The organism is Pseudomonas sp. S30_BP2TU TE3576, assembly GCF_050436025.1.
Taxonomy (GTDB): domain Bacteria; phylum Pseudomonadota; class Gammaproteobacteria; order Pseudomonadales; family Pseudomonadaceae; genus Aquipseudomonas.
This window is the reverse complement of record NZ_JBNDLK010000001.1, coordinates 3,048,990-3,065,592: the sequence shown is the minus strand read 5'-3', so window position 1 is coordinate 3,065,592 and position 16,603 is coordinate 3,048,990. Positions and strand designations below refer to the sequence as shown.

At 59.3% G+C, this 16,603-nt stretch carries 16 protein-coding genes; 5 read left to right on the top strand and 11 right to left on the bottom strand.

The genetic code is table 11. The annotated features are described in order from the left end of the window. From ABIA48_RS13820 to ABIA48_RS13780, 9 genes are all read right to left on the bottom strand, one after another. Complete coding sequence (locus ABIA48_RS13820) at positions 1–810, bottom strand: MetQ/NlpA family ABC transporter substrate-binding protein (protein WP_429489319.1); 810 nt, start codon at positions 808–810, stop codon at positions 1–3. A gap of 120 nt (positions 811–930) precedes the next feature. After that, positions 931–2,283: an LLM class flavin-dependent oxidoreductase gene (locus tag ABIA48_RS13815; protein ID WP_429489317.1), complete on the bottom strand. Its 1,353-nt coding sequence runs from the start codon at positions 2,281–2,283 to the stop codon at positions 931–933. Continuing rightward, positions 2,284–3,477 carry an SfnB family sulfur acquisition oxidoreductase gene (locus ABIA48_RS13810; RefSeq protein ID WP_429489315.1) on the bottom strand — a complete coding sequence of 398 codons (1,194 nt, stop codon included), beginning with the start codon at positions 3,475–3,477 and terminating at the stop codon, positions 2,284–2,286. It lies immediately after the preceding gene. Between the two features lie 38 nt (positions 3,478–3,515). Further along, positions 3,516–4,748: an SfnB family sulfur acquisition oxidoreductase gene (locus ABIA48_RS13805; protein ID WP_429489313.1), complete on the bottom strand. Its 1,233-nt coding sequence runs from the start codon at positions 4,746–4,748 to the stop codon at positions 3,516–3,518. A gap of 231 nt (positions 4,749–4,979) precedes the next feature. After that, complete coding sequence (locus tag ABIA48_RS13800; RefSeq protein ID WP_429489311.1) at positions 4,980–5,744, bottom strand: hypothetical protein; 765 nt, start codon at positions 5,742–5,744, stop codon at positions 4,980–4,982. A gap of 472 nt (positions 5,745–6,216) precedes the next feature. Further along, complete coding sequence (gene tcyN / locus ABIA48_RS13795) at positions 6,217–6,972, bottom strand: L-cystine ABC transporter ATP-binding protein TcyN (protein ID WP_429489309.1); 756 nt, start codon at positions 6,970–6,972, stop codon at positions 6,217–6,219. A 4-nt stretch (positions 6,973–6,976) separates the two neighbouring features. Then, on the bottom strand, positions 6,977–7,642 hold the full coding sequence (gene tcyL / locus ABIA48_RS13790; protein ID WP_007983131.1) for a cystine ABC transporter permease: 666 nt from the start codon (positions 7,640–7,642) through the stop codon (positions 6,977–6,979). After that, on the bottom strand, positions 7,642–8,436 hold the full coding sequence (tcyJ, locus tag ABIA48_RS13785; protein ID WP_007983133.1) for a cystine ABC transporter substrate-binding protein: 795 nt from the start codon (positions 8,434–8,436) through the stop codon (positions 7,642–7,644). Before tcyJ ends, tcyL begins: the two co-directional genes overlap by 1 nt. Before the next feature lie 364 nt (positions 8,437–8,800). Beyond that, positions 8,801–9,799: a D-cysteine desulfhydrase gene (locus tag ABIA48_RS13780; protein ID WP_429489307.1), complete on the bottom strand. Its 999-nt coding sequence runs from the start codon at positions 9,797–9,799 to the stop codon at positions 8,801–8,803. A gap of 190 nt (positions 9,800–9,989) precedes the next feature. On the opposite strand from ABIA48_RS13780, the gene epsC reads away from it, so the two are divergent. Further along, on the top strand, positions 9,990–10,916 hold the full coding sequence (epsC, locus tag ABIA48_RS13775; protein ID WP_007983137.1) for a serine O-acetyltransferase EpsC: 927 nt from the start codon (positions 9,990–9,992) through the stop codon (positions 10,914–10,916). 403 nt (positions 10,917–11,319) lie between these two features. Beyond that, on the top strand, positions 11,320–13,281 hold the full coding sequence (gene betT, locus ABIA48_RS13770) for a choline transporter BetT (RefSeq protein ID WP_429492865.1): 1,962 nt from the start codon (positions 11,320–11,322) through the stop codon (positions 13,279–13,281). 24 nt (positions 13,282–13,305) lie between these two features. Here the strand turns inward: betT and ABIA48_RS13765 are convergent, their stop codons facing one another. After that, positions 13,306–13,566, bottom strand: a complete 261-nt coding sequence (locus ABIA48_RS13765; RefSeq protein WP_007983141.1) for a hypothetical protein — start codon at positions 13,564–13,566, stop codon at positions 13,306–13,308. A 194-nt stretch (positions 13,567–13,760) separates the two neighbouring features. On the opposite strand from ABIA48_RS13765, the gene ABIA48_RS13760 reads away from it, so the two are divergent. From ABIA48_RS13760 to mgrA, 3 genes are all read left to right on the top strand, one after another. Further along, positions 13,761–13,943 carry a type II toxin-antitoxin system HicA family toxin gene (locus ABIA48_RS13760; RefSeq protein ID WP_429489304.1) on the top strand — a complete coding sequence of 61 codons (183 nt, stop codon included), beginning with the start codon at positions 13,761–13,763 and terminating at the stop codon, positions 13,941–13,943. Continuing rightward, positions 13,940–14,404 (top strand): type II toxin-antitoxin system HicB family antitoxin, encoded by a 465-nt coding sequence (locus tag ABIA48_RS13755; RefSeq protein WP_429489302.1) that lies wholly within the window; start codon positions 13,940–13,942, stop codon positions 14,402–14,404. Before ABIA48_RS13760 ends, ABIA48_RS13755 begins: the two co-directional genes overlap by 4 nt. Positions 14,405–14,561: 157 nt before the next feature. Beyond that, a complete protein-coding gene (gene mgrA, locus ABIA48_RS13750; protein WP_429489300.1) occupies positions 14,562–15,599 on the top strand; it encodes an L-glyceraldehyde 3-phosphate reductase in 1,038 nt (345 codons plus the stop codon). A 142-nt stretch (positions 15,600–15,741) separates the two neighbouring features. On the opposite strand, the gene tauD is transcribed toward mgrA, so the two are convergent. Further along, entirely contained in the window at positions 15,742–16,584 is an 843-nt protein-coding gene (gene tauD / locus ABIA48_RS13745) for a taurine dioxygenase (RefSeq protein ID WP_429489298.1), read from the bottom strand. Positions 16,585–16,603: the final 19 nt, after the last annotated feature.

Genomic DNA, 16,603 nt, shown 5'->3' with positions numbered 1-16,603 from the left:
TCAGCTTTCCCAGCCGGCTTGATAGAGCTTGCCGTGGGCCTTATCCAGTGCGGCGCGCACAGCGGGTGAGTGCTGGTAGATGTCGACGAACTTGATCAGGCGCGGGTCGGTTTTGCTCTTTGGCTGGATCACGAATTGAATCACGTACTCCTTGTGATCGAGGCCGTCGAACAGCAGCGCGGAGCCTGCGTCGAAGGTTTTCGACAAGCGAATGTAGGCCGGGTAGCCCTGTACCAGATCGGCATCGTCATAGGCGCGCACCAGTTGCACGGCTTCGACCTGAAGGATCTTGATGTGCTTCGGGTTGGCGACGATGTCTTCTTCGGTGGCCTTGTAGCCGACGCCGGGCTTGAGGGTGATCAAGCCGGCCTTGGCCAGCAGTTGCAAGCCGCGACCACTGTTGATCGGGTCATTGGCGATGGCCACGCTGGCACCTTGCGGCAGTTCGTCGAAGCTTTTGTATTTCTTCGAGTAGAGGCCGACGTTGTTGATGATGCCCGGTGCGAACGGCACCAGATCGAAACCCGAGGCAGCTTTGGCGTTTTCCAGGAACGGGATGTGCTGGAAGTAGTTCACGTCGATGTCGCCGGCGGCGAGGCTGACGTTCGGCGCAATCCAGTCGCTGAACTCCACCAGCTCGACTTTCAGGCCTTGTTTTGAAGCCTCTTCGACGGCCGCTTCCAGGGGAATGGCGAAAGCGGCGGTGGTGCCGATTTTCAACGGCGCGTCGGCGGCGAAAACCGCAGAGCTGAACAGGCCGAGGGCCAGGGCCAGTGCTTTGACTGGGTGAGAGAGGTAGTGCTTTTTCATGATGAGTTGTCCAGTCAGTGCATTAAGTTTGTGGTGTCTGTTCGGGCCTCATCGCGAGCAAGCTCGCTCCCACATTTGGAATGCATTCCAAATGTGGGAGCGGGCTTGCTCGCGAAGCTTTTAGCGGCGGTAAGCCGAACCGGTATGTTGCTCAGGCAAAAACGCCCCTTCGCGAAACAGCTTTTGACGCAAGGTGCCGCTGTCATAAGCGGTCTTGTACGAGCCCCGTCGTTGCAACTCGGGAATCACCAGTTCAATGAAATCCTCATAGCTTTCCGGCGTGACGATGCGGGTCAGGTTGAAGCCATCCAGCCCGGTTTCGGCGATCCATGATTCCAGCTCATCGGCCACCTGTTCAGGCGATCCGACCACGGTGATGTAGCGACCGCCAAGCGCGTGTTGTTCGAGCAATTTACGGCGGGTCCAGTCGTTGTTTTGCAGGTGTTTAGTGGCGGATTGAATAGCGTTGCTCTTCACGTACTGGATCGGCTCGTCGATTTCGTATTCGGAAAAGTCGATGCCGGTGGATGCCGAGAAATGCGCCACGCCGGCCTCAGCACTGGCGTAGCTCAGGTACTCGGCATGCTTGGCCCAGGCCAATTCCTCGGTGGCGCCAACGATTACGTTCAAGCCCATGAACACCTTGATGTCCTCGGGGTTGCGCCCGGCCTCCACGGCACTGGCGCGGACCTTGTCCACCTGGGCCCGGGTCGATGCCTTGGTCTGGCCACTGATGAACACGCATTCGGCATGCCGCCCGGCGAACAGCAGGCCGCGATCCGAACTGCCAGCCTGGAACAGCACCGGTGTGCGCTGCGGCGACGGCTCGCAAAGGTGATAACCCTCGACCTGATAGAACTCGCCCTTGTGCTCGACCTTGTGCACTTTCTCAGGCTGCGCGTAGATCCGCCGCTGCGGATCGTTCAGCACCGCACCGTTTTCCCAACTGCCTTCCCAGAGTTTGTAGAGCACCTCCAGGTATTCGTCGGCCTGGTCGTAGCGACGGTCATGCTCGACCTGTTCGCTCAGGCCCATGGCTTTGGCTGCACTGTCCAGGTAGCCGGTGACGATGTTCCAGCCGACCCGTCCACGGCTCAGGTGATCCAGCGTCGACAGGCGTCGGGCGAACAGATACGGCGCTTCGTAGGTGAGGTTGGCGGTCAGGCCGAAACCGAGGTTTTTCGTCACCGCCGCCATGGCCGACACCAGCAGCAACGGGTCGTTGACCGGCAACTGGATTGACTCTTTCAACGGCACGTCTACTGAATTCTGGTAGACGTCGTAGACCCCGACGATGTCGGCGATGAACAGGCCGTCGAACAGCCCGCGCTCCAGCAATTGCGCCAGTTCGGTCCAGTATTCGATCGTGTTGTAGCGGGTGGATGTGTCGCGCGGGTGCGTCCACAAACCGTGGTTGATGTGCCCGATGCAGTTCATGTTGAAGGCATTGAGCAGGATTTTCTTTTTAGCCATTTAGATGGTCCCCCGCAGTGGCGGGTTTTCATCGTTGAGGTAGTAGTTACCGACGGCGTGGTACTTCCAGCGCACCGGATCGTGCAGGGTGTGCACCCGGGCGTTGCGCCAGTGACGGTCGAGTCCGTGTTCGGTCAAGGTGGCCTGACTGCCGGCCAGTTCGAACAACGTGCTGCCGACGGCCAGGGAAATTTCGGTGCTGAGGGCGCGGGCTTCGGCGACGGCAATCGACGCGGCCGCGACGCTCTCGGCATGTGTATCGGCCTGGGCTTTGTCGAGGTATTCACCAGCACGCTCCAGCAGTGCCTCGGCGGCGTGCAGGCGAATGCTCAGGTGGCCGAAGCTCTTGAGGGTCAGCGGGTCGTCTGTGGCTTTTTCGTGAGTGGCGTCGATCCACGGCCGGGTTTTCGTGCGCACGAAGTGCAGTGCATCTTCATACGCGGCGCGGGCGATGCCGGTGTCGATGGCAGCATGAAGAATCTGCGCCAGCGGACCGACCGGGGTTGGACGCTCGAAGGCGCTTTGAAACGCCACCACATCCTCGGCAGCGACGTACACGTCTTCGAACACCACCGAGCCGCTGCCCGTGGTGCGCTGGCCGAAGCCGCTCCAGTCGTCGATCACCGTCAGGCCTTTGCTGTTGCGCGGCACGAATACCAGTTGCTGTACGCCGTTTTCATCCACCACTGAAGTCGGAATGCGCTGGGCGTAAATCGCCCCCGTGGCGTAGAACTTGCGACCGTTGATGCGATAGCCACTGCCATCGCGAGTCAGGCTTGTGACGCGGTCGTGTGCGGTTTTGGTGCCGAGCTCGGCCAGCGCATTGCCGAAGCGCTGGCCGGCCAGCACTTCGGCATAAAGACGTTTTTTCTGCTCATGGCTGCCGTTCACCCGCAGGACTTCCAGTGCATAAAAATGGTTCTGCGGGATCTGGCCCAGGGAGCCGTCGGCCCGGGCAATCAAGGCGATTACCCTGGCCAGGGTGACGTTGGAAACACCGGCGCCGCCGTATTCCTTTGGCACGCTGATGCCCCAAAGACCTGAACGGGAAAACACCTCCAGTTCGGGGTGCGGCAAACGGCGTTCACGGTCGCGTGTGGCGCTGTCGCGTTTGAAATCTTCGGCCAGATCACTGGCGACGATCAGGGCTTGCTCATCGCTGGTGATGACCGCGACGGGGTGAGAACTTGTCATGTGTTTCTCCAGAGCTCTGGTAAGAAGTGTTCTGGTCGTCAGATCCAGGAATGCCGAGCCGGCAGCGTGCCATTGAGGCGATAGGCGCCGATGGCGTGATACTTCCAGCGCACCGGGTCGTGCAGCGTGTGCACCCGGGCGTTGCGCCAGTGGCGGTCGAGATTGAATTCGGCGAGGGTCGCGCGGCTGCCGGCCAGTTCGAACAGCTTTTCGCTGGCCAGCAACGAAATCTCGGTGGTCAGCACTTTGGCTTCGGCCACGGCAATCGAGGCGCGGGCGGCGGACTCGGCAGTGAGTGGTGCGGCGCTGACTTCATCGAGTACTTGCCCGGCCTTGCGCAACAATGCTTCGGCGGCGTGCAATTCGATTTTCAACTTGCCGATGTCGGCGATCACGTACAGGTCATCGCTGGCCCGTTCGACCTTGGCGTCGATCCATGGCCGGGCGCGTGTTTTCACGAAGTCGATGGCGTCGTCGATGGCGCCTCGGGCGATACCGGCGTCGATGGCCGCTTGAATCAGTTGCGAGACGGCACCCTGGATGTTCGGCGTGTCGTTGATCCGCCAGTTATCCACCACCAGTTCGGGATCGACCTGCACGTTGTTGAGCAAAATCGTGCCGCTGGCGGTGGTGCGCTGACCAAAGCCGGACCAGTCATCGACGATGCGCAAACCCGGTGTGCCGCGCCGGATGAACGCCAGCACTTGCTTGCCATCGTCATTCAATGCTTTGACCGCGACCCAATGGGCGAACAGTGCACCGGTGGAATAGAACTTTTGGCCGTTGAGGACACCGTCAGCGGTGATGCGTGCCTTCAGTTCCAGGGTGTTTCTGGTGCCGCGCTCAGGCCCGGCATTGCCGATGCGCCAGCCATCGAGGACGCTTTTGAACAGTTGTTTTTTCTGCACTTCGGTGGCGCTGCCGAGCACCAGGTTAAGAATGCCGAACTGGTTTTGCGGGATTTGTCCGAGTGCCGGGTCGGCTGCGGAAATGATCGCAAAGACCTCGGCCAGGGTGACAAACGAAACCTGCGGACCACCGTAATCGCGGGGGATGGATATGCTGCCCAGGCCGCGGCGGGTGAACTGTTCGATTTCGGCCCACGGCAGCTTGCGCTGCCGGTCGCGTTTGGCCGCTTGCAGGCGGGCGACTTGCGCCAGTTCGTGAGCCGCTTGGATGGCTTGAGCATCGTTGCGCAAGACTTGTGCGGGCAACAACAGTGGGGCGATGTCCAGGTCACTCTGGACGATTGCATCTGCCAGACTGGACATCAGTGCCGCTCCTTGGCTGCACGCAATGCCCTGGCGATCTGCACTGGGGTGATTGTGTTCCGGACCATACCTACCTCACATCTCATGGAAAGCCGCGAATGGCGGCGAACGAAAACAAGAATGTCCGGTGGTCCGGTCTATATACCCTAAACGCGTATAAATAATTTATGAACTAACTTTTAGGAATATATATAGAAGGATGATTCCGCTGGTGTGCACCGACCCCTGTGTTCATTGCTTGCGGGATTCGGCAGCCTTGAGCACTTTTTTCGGGGGGACTTTCAGATAAGGATTGGCACAACCGATCTTCAACGTCCGGGCCGGCGCCCAGCGCGAATTGTTGCCCACCCGGTCGAGGATGCAGTAAGTCACCTCCAGCCGCAGGTCTTCGCCGGCTTCGAGGATGATGGCCGGCGGTATCCAGACCTGAATCGGCTGACCCACATCAGCGGACTTGAGCCGCGGCAGGTCCATGCGCACGTCGCCCCAGCGCAGGGTGATTTCGTCGTCGGCGGCCATGTTCAGGTATGGCTCGATGGTCAAGGGAACACCGCGCTTGACCTGACTCGGATTGACCCCCTGGCGGCGAATCGCCTCGGGAATGCTCACCGGCGCCAGGCACTGGTTTTCATCGCCGTACAGCGCGGAGGGTTGACCGCCTGGACAATCGAGTTTGATTTGCACGTTGCGGCTGGCCGATACCGCCGGACCCCGGCCAACTTGCATGACCCGGTAGTGAATGCGCGAGGTGCCGTTGGCGACAAAACTTTCAGGTACCCGCAATTGCACCGGTTGGCCGACATCGCTGACCGCCAGCACGCGGGAGGCCACGTAGCAGTTGTCCCAGAACAGTTCGATCAGGTCACCTTCGTCCATGGCGGGGTAGGGCGCCACATCGATCAGCAAATGCGCCGCAGAGGTGATGTTGATGCCGGTCTTGTGAGGCTGTGCGAGGGTCGGGGCCGCAAAATCGGTTTTATGCGAGAGGCTGGTCATGGGTTTCTCCTTGAAGTCTTGCAGCGAAGTCCGTTTCTGAAGTTTCAATAGATGTAACTCGTCGAGCTGCCAGTTAATAATTTATATAGTTAAATAATGAGTGGTTGCCCGATGGAGACTAGATAAGAGTGCGTGCAGGCAAGTGTCAATAGAGGTTGTTAGTTGCGTGGCAGATAACCGGTTATTCAGAAATGTCCTACGAGTTGCAGTCATTAAACTGCATCGGGTTGTCGACTTTTCCTGCGGTTTTTAGGGGGGGTGCGCGATTCGGCCCGCCATCGTCGGCTTAGCGTAGTCGAGGCTTCTATGGGTGTTAAACAAGCTTGAACTATTGCAGAACATATATATGTAGTGCGCGCGCAAACAAAAGTCGAAATAGGGGGTGGGGGTTTTCAGAGGCGGTAAATGCGCAGATCGGGTGGAGGTAAATATAACTTCCATCCATGGAAGTCAGTATTTATTTAACGGTGTTTCAGTGCTGGGCGTTATTCAGGAACTTGCTGAGAAACTGCTTCGTTCGCTCTTCTTTCGGGTTGGCAAACAACGCCTTCGCTTCGCCTTGCTCGACGATTACACCCTTGTCGAAAAACACCACACGGTTGGCCACGTCCCGGGCAAACCCCATTTCGTGGGTGACGATCACCATGGTGCGTTTCTCTTCGGCCAGGCCGCGGATGGTCGCCAGCACCTCGCCCACCAACTCCGGGTCGAGGGCCGAGGTCGGTTCATCGAACAGGATCACTTCCGGCTCCATCGCCAGCGCCCGGGCAATCGCCACGCGCTGTTGCTGACCACCGGAGAGACGACGCGGGTAAGCGTCTTCCTTGCCCGCCAGACCAACCTTGGCCAACAGTTTTTTACCCAGGGTAACGGCGTCGGCGTGCGCGATCTTCTTCACGATGATCGGGCCTTCGATGACGTTTTCCAGGGCGGTGCGATGGGGGAACAGGTTGAAGTTCTGGAACACGAAGCCCACGTGCTGGCGCAAACGCCGCACCAGGCTCTGCTGCTGGTTCAGGGGGCGGCTGGTATCGACTTCGATATCGCCGACCTTGATCCGGCCGCTGGTGGGTTCTTCCAGAAAATTCAGGCAGCGCAGGAAGGTGGTCTTGCCCGAGCCGCTGGGGCCGATGATCGCCACCACCTCGCCTTCCTTCACCTGCAGATCGATGCCGTTGAGCACCACCTGACCCTTGAACTGCTTTGTCAGTTTTTCCACGACAATCATTGGGTCAGGACTCCTGGTCGTGCCGATTGACCCGCGCTTCCAACTGGTTCTGCAGGTGCGACAGCACCGTGGCCAGGACCCAGTAGATCAGTGCGGCGGCAAGATACATGGTGAAGATTTCGAAAGTACGGGCGGTGATCAGCTGTGCCTGACGGAACAGTTCCGGCACCTGGATGGTGGCGGCCAGCGCGGTGTCCTTGACCAGCGAAATGAAGCTATTGCCCAGCGGCGGCAAAGCCGTGCGCATCGCTTGCGGCAGGATGGCCCGGCGCAGGGTCTGCGCGCGGGTCATGCCGATACTGGCAGCCGCTTCCCACTGGCCGCGCTCGATGGAGCTGATCGCGGCACGCAGGATTTCGCAGGCGTAGGCGGCCATGTTCAGCGAAAAGCCGATCAGGGCTGCCGGCAGCGGATCAAGTTCCAGACCCAATTGCGGCAAGCCGTAATAGATCACGAACAGTTGCACCAGCAACGGCGTGCCGCGAAAGAACGACACGTAGATGCGGGCGATCCAGCTCACCAGTTTGAAGCGCGACAGGCGCATCAGCGCCAGACCGAAGCCCATCACCAGGCCGAAGAACATCCCGCCCAGGCTGAGGATCACCGTGTAGTACGCGCCCTTGAGCAGGAAGGGCGCGGAGTCCAGTGCGAGTTGGAAAGCTTCTTCCATTATTGAGTGACGTCAGCGTTGAAGTATTTTTCCGAGAGCTTTTTCAGGGTGCCATCGGCGCGCAGCTTGTCGATCGCCTTGTTCACTGCAGCCAGCAGTTCAGGCTCGCCTTTGCGCAGGGCAATGCCGGCTTCCTGACGGGAGAACGCATCACCGGCGGCGGAGGTGTCCTTGGCCTTCTTGGCGTATTCCAGCGCGGCCAGGCGGTCGATCAGAATGGCGTCGATACGACCGACACGCAGGTCCTGGAACTTGGTCGGATCATCTTCGTAGGTGCGGATGTCAGCCTTAGGCACATTCTCTTTCACCCACTGCTCGTAGTTGGTGCCCAGGCCTACGCCGACTTTCTTGCCGGCCAGATCGGCGGCGGTCTTGATGGTGTCTTTGTTTTTAGTCAGGGTCAGCGCCTGAATCCCGGAAACGGTGTAAGGCGTGGAGAAGTCGTACTTCTTCTTGCGCTCTTCGGTGATGGTCACCTGGTTGATCACCGCGTCCAGACGCTTGGATTCCAGAGCGGCGAGGATACCGTCCCATTTGGTCGGTTGCAGTTTGACTTTGACACCCAGCTCTTTGGCCAGGGCTTCGGAGAACTCGACTTCGAAGCCGGCCAGTTTGCCGTCGGCGTCGACGAAACTGAACGGTGGGTAAGTGCCTTCCAGGCCGACGTTGATTACGCCTTTGTCCTTGATTTGTTGCAGTTGCTCACCGGCCACGGCTTGGCCAATCAGGCCAGCGCTGAGTGCCAGGCCCAGCGAGCCCACCAGCAGATTGCGACGTAGTGCGGAAAAATTCATGACAAGCCCCTGTGTTTTCTTATGGAAGACGCTTTAGGAAAGTTGGCAAATTCGGGAATTGGACGACTGCGATATCCTGCCCTAATGCAGCTTATGCGTCTCGCTGCAAATTCGCCTGCGGCGTGAATATAAGACGCCGCCGTTAGATAGGAAAATAATAAATATTCTATTTGTTATGCGCAAATTGAATATAAAGGCGATCCATTGTGGCGAGGGGGCTTGCCCCCGTTCGGCTGCGCAGCAGTCGCAAAATCCGTCAGCACGATTCAATGGAAGTGACGCGGTTGCAGAATTTAGGGGCGCTTCGCACCCCAACGGGGGCAAGCCCCCTCGCCACAGAAAAGCTCTCTGCCATTCAAGCGAGTCAACCCGTCAGAAAATCCTTATAGGCAAACAACGCCGGTGCCCCGCCGGTGTGCAGGAAGATAATCGGGCCGTCGTCGAAACGCTGACGACCAATCCCGTCGAGCAACCCCGCCATGGCCTTGCCAGTGTAGACCGGGTCAAGCAGCAAGCCTTCCTGACTCGCCAGCAGCTTCACCGCCGCCAGTGTCCCGGCATTCGGCTCGCCATAACGCGGGGCGAAGTATTCATCCCACAACTCGACCTTGAATGCCGCCGGCAGACTCACCCCCAACAACTCCGCAGTGCGTTCAGCCAAACCTTGAACCTTCGGCCGCTGGTCTTCGTCGCTGCGCGAAACCGTCACGCCGATCACTGGCAGATCCGGCAGTGCTTCACTCAAGGCCAGTGCCAGGCCGCTGTGAGTACCGGCGCTGCCCGAAGCCAGAACCACGGCCGAGAATGTCAGGCCGGTGTCCTTGATCTGTTCGGCCAGTTCCAGCCCGGCGCGCACGTAGCCCAGTGCGCCCAGGGCATTGGAGCCACCGATCGGCACCAGATACGGCTTCTTGCCGTTGTTGCGCAGTCGGCCGGCCAGGGCTTGCAGTTGCTCGTCGGCGTTGTCGAGGTTTTCCACCAGTTCGACCTTGGCATCGAACAGGTCGAGCAGCAGTCGGTTGCCATTGCCGGTGTAATTGCTGTCGTCGGTGCCGAGGGGGTTTTCCAGAAGGGCGACGCAGCCCAGGCCCAACCTGGCGGCAATAGCGGCCGTCTGGCGTACATGGTTCGATTGCAACGCGCCGGCGGTAATCAAGGTGTCGGCACCCTGGGCCAGGGCATCGGCGGCCAGGTATTCGAGTTTGCGCAACTTGTTGCCGCCCATCGCCAGCGGTGTCAGATCATCGCGTTTGACGTACACGTCGCGGCCCAGCCAGGTCGACAGGCGTTCGAGTTTTTCCAGGGCGGTGGGCTGACCGAGCAGGTCGAGGCGGTTAAAGCGGGCGAGCTGTTGTTTGATCATGGGTCCGTACTGGCCGTTGAAGATCTCAGGACTATAGGCACGCCCAAATGCCGGGGCAACCGCCAATCGCTTATAGCCAATCGTACTGAGTACAGCATTATTGGTTCTTAATTTGCTTTGCGACCCTTGCCGTAAAGTAAACGCCGTCAGTGCGGCCAGACAGTCCGGTCGCCCGTGAGGAGTTTTTACCGTGAGTGAGCGTTCCAGCCATTGGCAATTGCAGACCATCGTCAGCCAGCTGCGCACCGCGCGTGAGCAATGGCGAGCGCAAAATGGCCGGGCCAGTACCGAGCAGGGCGGTCGTGAGCTGCCCTCCCGGGCGGCCATGGCAGAGATTCTCGAAGCCTTGTGCGGTGCGCTGTTCCCGATGCGCCTGGGGCCGGTGGACCTGCGCGAAGAGAGCGAAGACTTCTACGTCGGTCATACACTGGATGTGGCGTTGAATGCGCTGTTGGCCCAGGCGCGGCTCGAATTGCGCTACGCCGCGCGCCACAGTGCCCAGGCCGATACCGAAGTCGAAGCCAAAACCATCCAGATCATTCAGGACTTCGCCCTCGCCTTGCCGGGGTTGCGCAGCCTGTTGGACACCGACGTGCTGGCGGCCTATCACGGCGATCCGGCGGCGCGCAGTGTCGATGAAGTGCTGTTGTGCTACCCGGGGATTCTGGCGGTGATTCATCATCGTCTGGCCCACCATTTGTACCGTGCCGGGCTGCCGTTGCTGGCGCGTATCAGCGCGGAAATCGCTCACTCGGCCACGGGTATCGACATTCACCCCGGCGCGCAGATCGGCCGCAGTTTCTTCATCGACCATGGTACTGGCGTGGTGATTGGCGAAACCGCGATCATCGGCGAGCGCGTGCGGATTTATCAGGCGGTGACTTTGGGCGCCAAGCGCTTCCCGGCGGACGAAGACGGTCAGTTGCAGAAAGGCCAGCCTCGGCATCCGATTGTCGAGGATGACGTGGTGATTTATGCCGGGGCGACGATACTCGGACGGATCACCATCGGCCAGGGCTCGACCATTGGCGGCAACGTCTGGCTGACCCGCAGCGTGCCGGCGGGCAGCAACCTGACCCAGGCGAATCTGCAGCATGATGATGGGGCGCAGAAGTAGGCTCCTGAGTCTTCTTTGACTGGTCTGGCCTCATCGCGAGCAAGCTCGCTCCCACAATGTTTTTCGTCGTTCACAACGCTTGCGTCCGGCGCAAATCAACTGTGGGAGCGAGCTTGCTCGCGATTGGATTTCAAGCCGAATCGAGCCAGTGGCCCTGATCCAATCCCGCGTCAACCTCTTGCTTGAGCTAGCGTACAACCAGTACCGCCGAGCCCTGCGATTAGTCCTTAGCCCCCTATCCATGTTTAACTTGAACGTTCATTCAAGTTAAACCGGCGGTTCGCTGCCCGCTCACAACAGGAGGCTTGCCTTTGCTGAGTCCGATTTCCACAGCCACGTTTTACCCCTTCGAGGTGCACCGTACATGAGTGCATCGTCCATCCCTTCAAGCGGTCTGATCCGCATGAATCCGCCGGTGTTCTGGTTCTCGGCGAGTTTTATTCTGTTGTTTGGTGTTGTTGTCATCGCCATGCCCGAACAGGCCGGTGCCTGGTTGCTGGCGGCGCAAAACTGGGCCGCCAACACGGTCGGCTGGTACTACATGCTGGCAATGACTCTGTATCTGGTCTTCGTGGTGGTCACCGCCTTGTCCGGCTACGGCAAGATCAAGCTCGGTGCCGACCACGACGAACCCGAATTCAGCTATCTGTCCTGGGCCGGCATGCTGTTCGCCGCGGGGATCAGCATCACCCTGTTTTTCTTTTGCGTGTCCGAGCCGCTGACCCACATGTTGCAACCGCCCCAGGGCGAGGCCGGTACGGCGGATGCGGCGCGTCAGGCGATGCAGATTCTGTTTTTGCACTGGGGTCTGCATGGCTGGGGCGTGTTTGCCTTTGTCGGCATGGCGCTGGCCTACTTCGCCTACCGGCATAACCTGCCACTGGCCCTGCGCTCGGCGCTGTATCCGCTGATCGGCAAGCGCATCAACGGCCCCATCGGTTACGCAGTGGACGGTTTCGGCATCATCGCCACGGTGTTCGGCCTCGGTGCCGACATGGGTTTCGGCGTGTTGCACCTCAACTCGGGCCTGGACTACCTGTTCGGCATCGCCCACACCCAATGGATCCAGATCGGTCTGATCACGTTGATGATGGGCGCGGCGATCATCGTTGCGGTGTCCGGCGTCGATAAAGGCGTGCGGGTGATGTCTGACATCAACATGCTGCTGGCTTGTGCGCTGTTGCTGTTCGTGCTGTTTGCCGGCCCCACGCAGCACTTGCTCAATACCCTGATCCAGAATCTTGGCGATTACCTCGGCGCCTTGCCGATGAAGAGTTTCGACCTCTACGCCTACGACAAATCCAGCGACTGGCTAGGTGGCTGGACGGTGTTCTACTGGGCCTGGTGGATCGCATGGTCGCCGTTCGTGGGCTTGTTCATTGCACGGATTTCCCGTGGTCGTACCATTCGCGAATTCGTCTTCGGTGTGCTGCTGATTCCGCTCGGGTTCACCCTCGCGTGGATGTCGATTTTCGGCAACAGCGCCATCGATCAAGTGCTCAACCACGGCATGAGCGCCCTTGGCATGTCGGCCATCGACAATCCGTCGATGACGCTCTACCTGCTGCTGGAAACCTACCCGTGGAGCAAGACCGTCATCGCGGTCACGGTGTTCATCAGTTTCGTGTTCTTCGTCACCTCCGCCGATTCCGGCACCGTGGTGCTGTCGACGCTGTCCGCCAAGGGCGGCAATCCCGATGAAGACGGGCCGAAATGGCTGCGAGTGTTCTGGGGCGCAATGACTGCGCTAGTGACAAGCGCATTGCTGTTCTCGGGCAGCATTGATGCGTTGAAGTCGGCGGTGGTCCTGACCTCGCTGCCGTTCTCGTTGATCTTGCTGTTGATGATGTGGGGGCTGCACAAGGCGTTTTATCTGGAATCGCAGAAAAAAATTGCGCAGATGCATTCACTGGCACCGGTCTCGGGTTCCCTGCGTGGCAAGGGCGGCTGGCGTCAGCGCCTGAGTCAGGCGGTACATTTTCCGTCACGGGACGAGGTCTATCGCTTCCTCGATACGACGGTGCGCCCGGCGATTGAAGAAGTGTCGGCCGTGTTCATCGAAAAGGGGTTGCACGTAGCGACCCACCCGGACCCGGCCAATGACAGCGTCAGCCTGGAGATCGGCCATGGCGATCAGCATCCGTTCGTTTATCAAGTGCAGATGCGCGGCTACTTCACGCCGTCTTTTGCCCGGGGCGGCATGGGTTCCAAGCAGCTCAACAATCGCCGTTACTATCGGGCCGAAGTGCATCTGAGCGAGGGCAGCCAGGACTACGATCTGATGGGCTACACCAAGGAGCAGATCATCAACGACACCCTCGACCAGTACGAACGGCACATGCAGTTCCTGCACCTGGTGCGTTGATTGCGGGCAGGGCGCCGGGGCTTTTCAGCTCTCGGCGCTCAGCACCATGAACAACACCAGCGCCGCCACTGGAATGCTGAACACCATCGTGCCGATCCCCAGTTCCGTACTCAACGACTGGCCGGCGGTCACCACGCCGATGGCGCCGTTGATCACTGTCAGCGCCAGCCACAGGATCACGAAACTGTAGGTGAGTGTCTGGCGGCTGAAGCCGAGTTTCTCGCCGATGAACAGCATCAGGGCGAGCAAGGCCAGGCCGAAGGTGATGATGATTGTGGTGTGCATGGCTGGTTCCGTCCTGGTGATTCAGCGACTTTCCTCCTGTTGAGCATAGTTAAACAAGCCTGCCGCTGGTCCGGGAGAGAAAGTCAGTCTCGCCGTGATCGACTAATATTTTTCTGAGTGTGTATGGTGTGTATTGCTATCGCGCTTCACCGCTTAAAGTACGCAGCAGTTGCTGTCGAAAAAAGGCGAAGGACATGCGTAGCCGGGAAATGATCAGGATGATCGAAGACGATGGTTGGTATCTGGTGGCTGTAAAAGGTAGTCATCATCAGTACAAGCATTCGTGCAAGTCGGGAAGAGTGACGATCAAACACCCCGACTCGGATCTTCCAAAAGGAACGATCAACAGCATATTGAAACAGGCGGGGCTGAAATGAAGCCCGTCATCGAATACGAAAGTCCCAATGAGGACACATCACAGGAAGGATTCATCCACATGCAATTTCCGGTCGTTCTGCACAAGGATGCCGATTCAGAGTACGGCGTGATCGTCCCGGACGTGCCGGGTTGTTTCTCTGCAGGCAGCACTGTGGCGCAAGCACTCGAGAGCGTGAAGGAGGCATTGTCCTTGCACTACGAAGGATTGGTTGCCGATGGCGATCCATTACCGCAGGTGCGTGAGGTCGACGCTCACCTCGATAACCCTGATTACGCCGGCGGTGTATGGGCAGTGGTCGATTTCGATATCACACCCTATTTCGGCAAGTCGGTGCGCTTCAATGCCACGCTGCCTGAGCAATTGCTTGAGCGAATCGACCAAACGGTAAAACGGGATCAGCGATACAGCTCAAGGTCCGGTTTTTTGGCTGCTGCTGCCTTGCGCGAGTTGTCAGCGTAAAAGGGCTATTTGGTCGATGCGGAGGGTGCAGATAAAAAATCTGTGAAACGTTTCAGCAATTCATCGACTCTCAGGTTTTTTGCCGTTGATCCGGGCGTATGCTGGGCGACTGGCGAAGCAGTCGATACCAGATTCAAGACCGACAAGAGAAGATTCGATGACTTACACCGCTGCCGAAAACCGCTATGACGCCATCCCTTACCGCCGCGTGGGCCGCAGCGGACTGGTGCTGCCGGCGCTGTCGCTGGGCCTGTGGCACAACTTCGGCGACAGTACGCCGATCGATACCCAGCGCGCGTTGTTGCGCACGGCATTCGACCTGGGCATCAACCATTTCGACCTGGCCAACAACTATGGCCCGCCGTACGGCAGCGCCGAGATCAACTTCGGTCGTTTGCTGCGCGAAGACTTCAAGCAGTACCGTGACGAACTGATCATTTCCAGCAAGGCCGGTTGGGACATGTGGCCCGGTCCTTACGGTCAGGGCGGCGGTTCGCGCAAGTATGTGCTGGCTAGCCTCGACCAGAGCCTTCAGCGCCTGGGCGTGGACTATGTCGACATCTTCTATTCCCACCGTTTCGACCCGGATACGCCACTGGAAGAAACTGCCAGTGCGCTGGCCACTGCGGTGCAGCAAGGCAAGGCGTTGTACATCGGCATCTCGTCTTATTCCGGGGTGAAAACCCGCGAAATGGCGGCCTTGCTCAAAGAGTGGAAAGTCCCGCTGCTGATCCACCAACCGGCCTACAACCTGCTCAATCGCTGGGTGGAAAAAGACCTGCTGGACACCACTGACGAACTCGGCACGGGCGTGATTGCGTTCACGCCGCTGGCGCAGGGATTGCTGACCGACAAGTACCTCAACGGCGTGCCGGCGGATGCACGGGTCAATCGTCCGGGTGGTGGTTCGTTGCAGGCATCGCACTTGTCCGAGGCCAACATCGCTCAGGTGCGCGCACTCAACGAAATCGCCAGGCGTCGTGGCCAGAGCCTGGCACAACTGGCGCTGGCGTGGACCTTGCGCGATCCACGGGTCACTTCGGCATTGATTGGCGCGAGCCGGCCGGAGCAGATCATCGAGAACGTCGGGGCGTTGAAGAACCTGAGCTTCAGTGCAGAGGAACTGGCGGAGATTGACCGGTTTGCCCAGGAGGGCGGGATCAATCTTTGGGAGAAGCCTTCAACTGCGGAGTAAGTGATCGGCACTGGATTTTTGGTGCCTGTTCCGGCCTCTTCGCGGGCAAGCCCGCTCCCACAGGTTGGTGGTCGACACAAATCCCATGTGGGAGCGGGCTTGCTCGCGAAGGGGTCAGGACAATCGGTAAAGAGTTCGGAGTTCAACGAAAAAACGGCACATCCCCCAACACCGTCGCCCGCTGCATCACCCGCCGCGCCGGGCGGTAATCATCCACCGCGTAATGCTGCGTCACGCGGTTGTCCCAGAACGCAATGTCATCCTGCTGCCAGCGCCAGCGAATGGTGAATTCCGGCCGTGTGGCATGGGCAAACAGAAACTTCAGAATCGTCTCGCTTTCGGTTTCCGACAATTCGTTGATCTTCGAGGTGAAGCCTTCGTTGACGAACAGCGAGCGCCGTCCGCTCAGCGGATGTGTGCGGATCACCGGGTGCGACAGTGGCGGATTCTTGCGCCGTGCTTCCTCCCACTGGGCCAGCGCCTCGGGCGTGTTGCCATAGCGCTCCAGCGGGAACGAACGGGTGAAATCGTGGGTGGCGGTCAACCCTTCGAGCAAGGTTTTCATCGGTGCCGACAAAGCTTCGTACGCCGCAATCCCGCTGGCCCACAATGTGTCGCCGCCAAATTCGGGCAGCAGCTTGGGGCTGAGCACCGCGCCCATCGCCGGGGTCGGCAGGAAGGTCACGTCGGTGTGCCAGATCGCGTTATCGCGCACGTCGGTGACAGCGGTATCGAGGATCAGCACTTGCGGTTGTTCCGGCACATTGGGGTAGATCGGATGAATGTGCAGGTCGCCGAAATAGGCGGCGAATCGTGCTTGTTGCTGCGGTGTGATCGGCTGGTCGCGAAAGAACAGGACCTGATGCTTGAGCAGGGCCTGCTCAATGGCATCGCGTTGTTCCGCGCTCAGCGGCTGGCTGATGTCGACGCCGCTGATTTGTGCGCCGAGGGCCGAGCTTAAAGGGGTGATGGTCAACTCGCTCATGGCGTTTCTCTTGAATTCG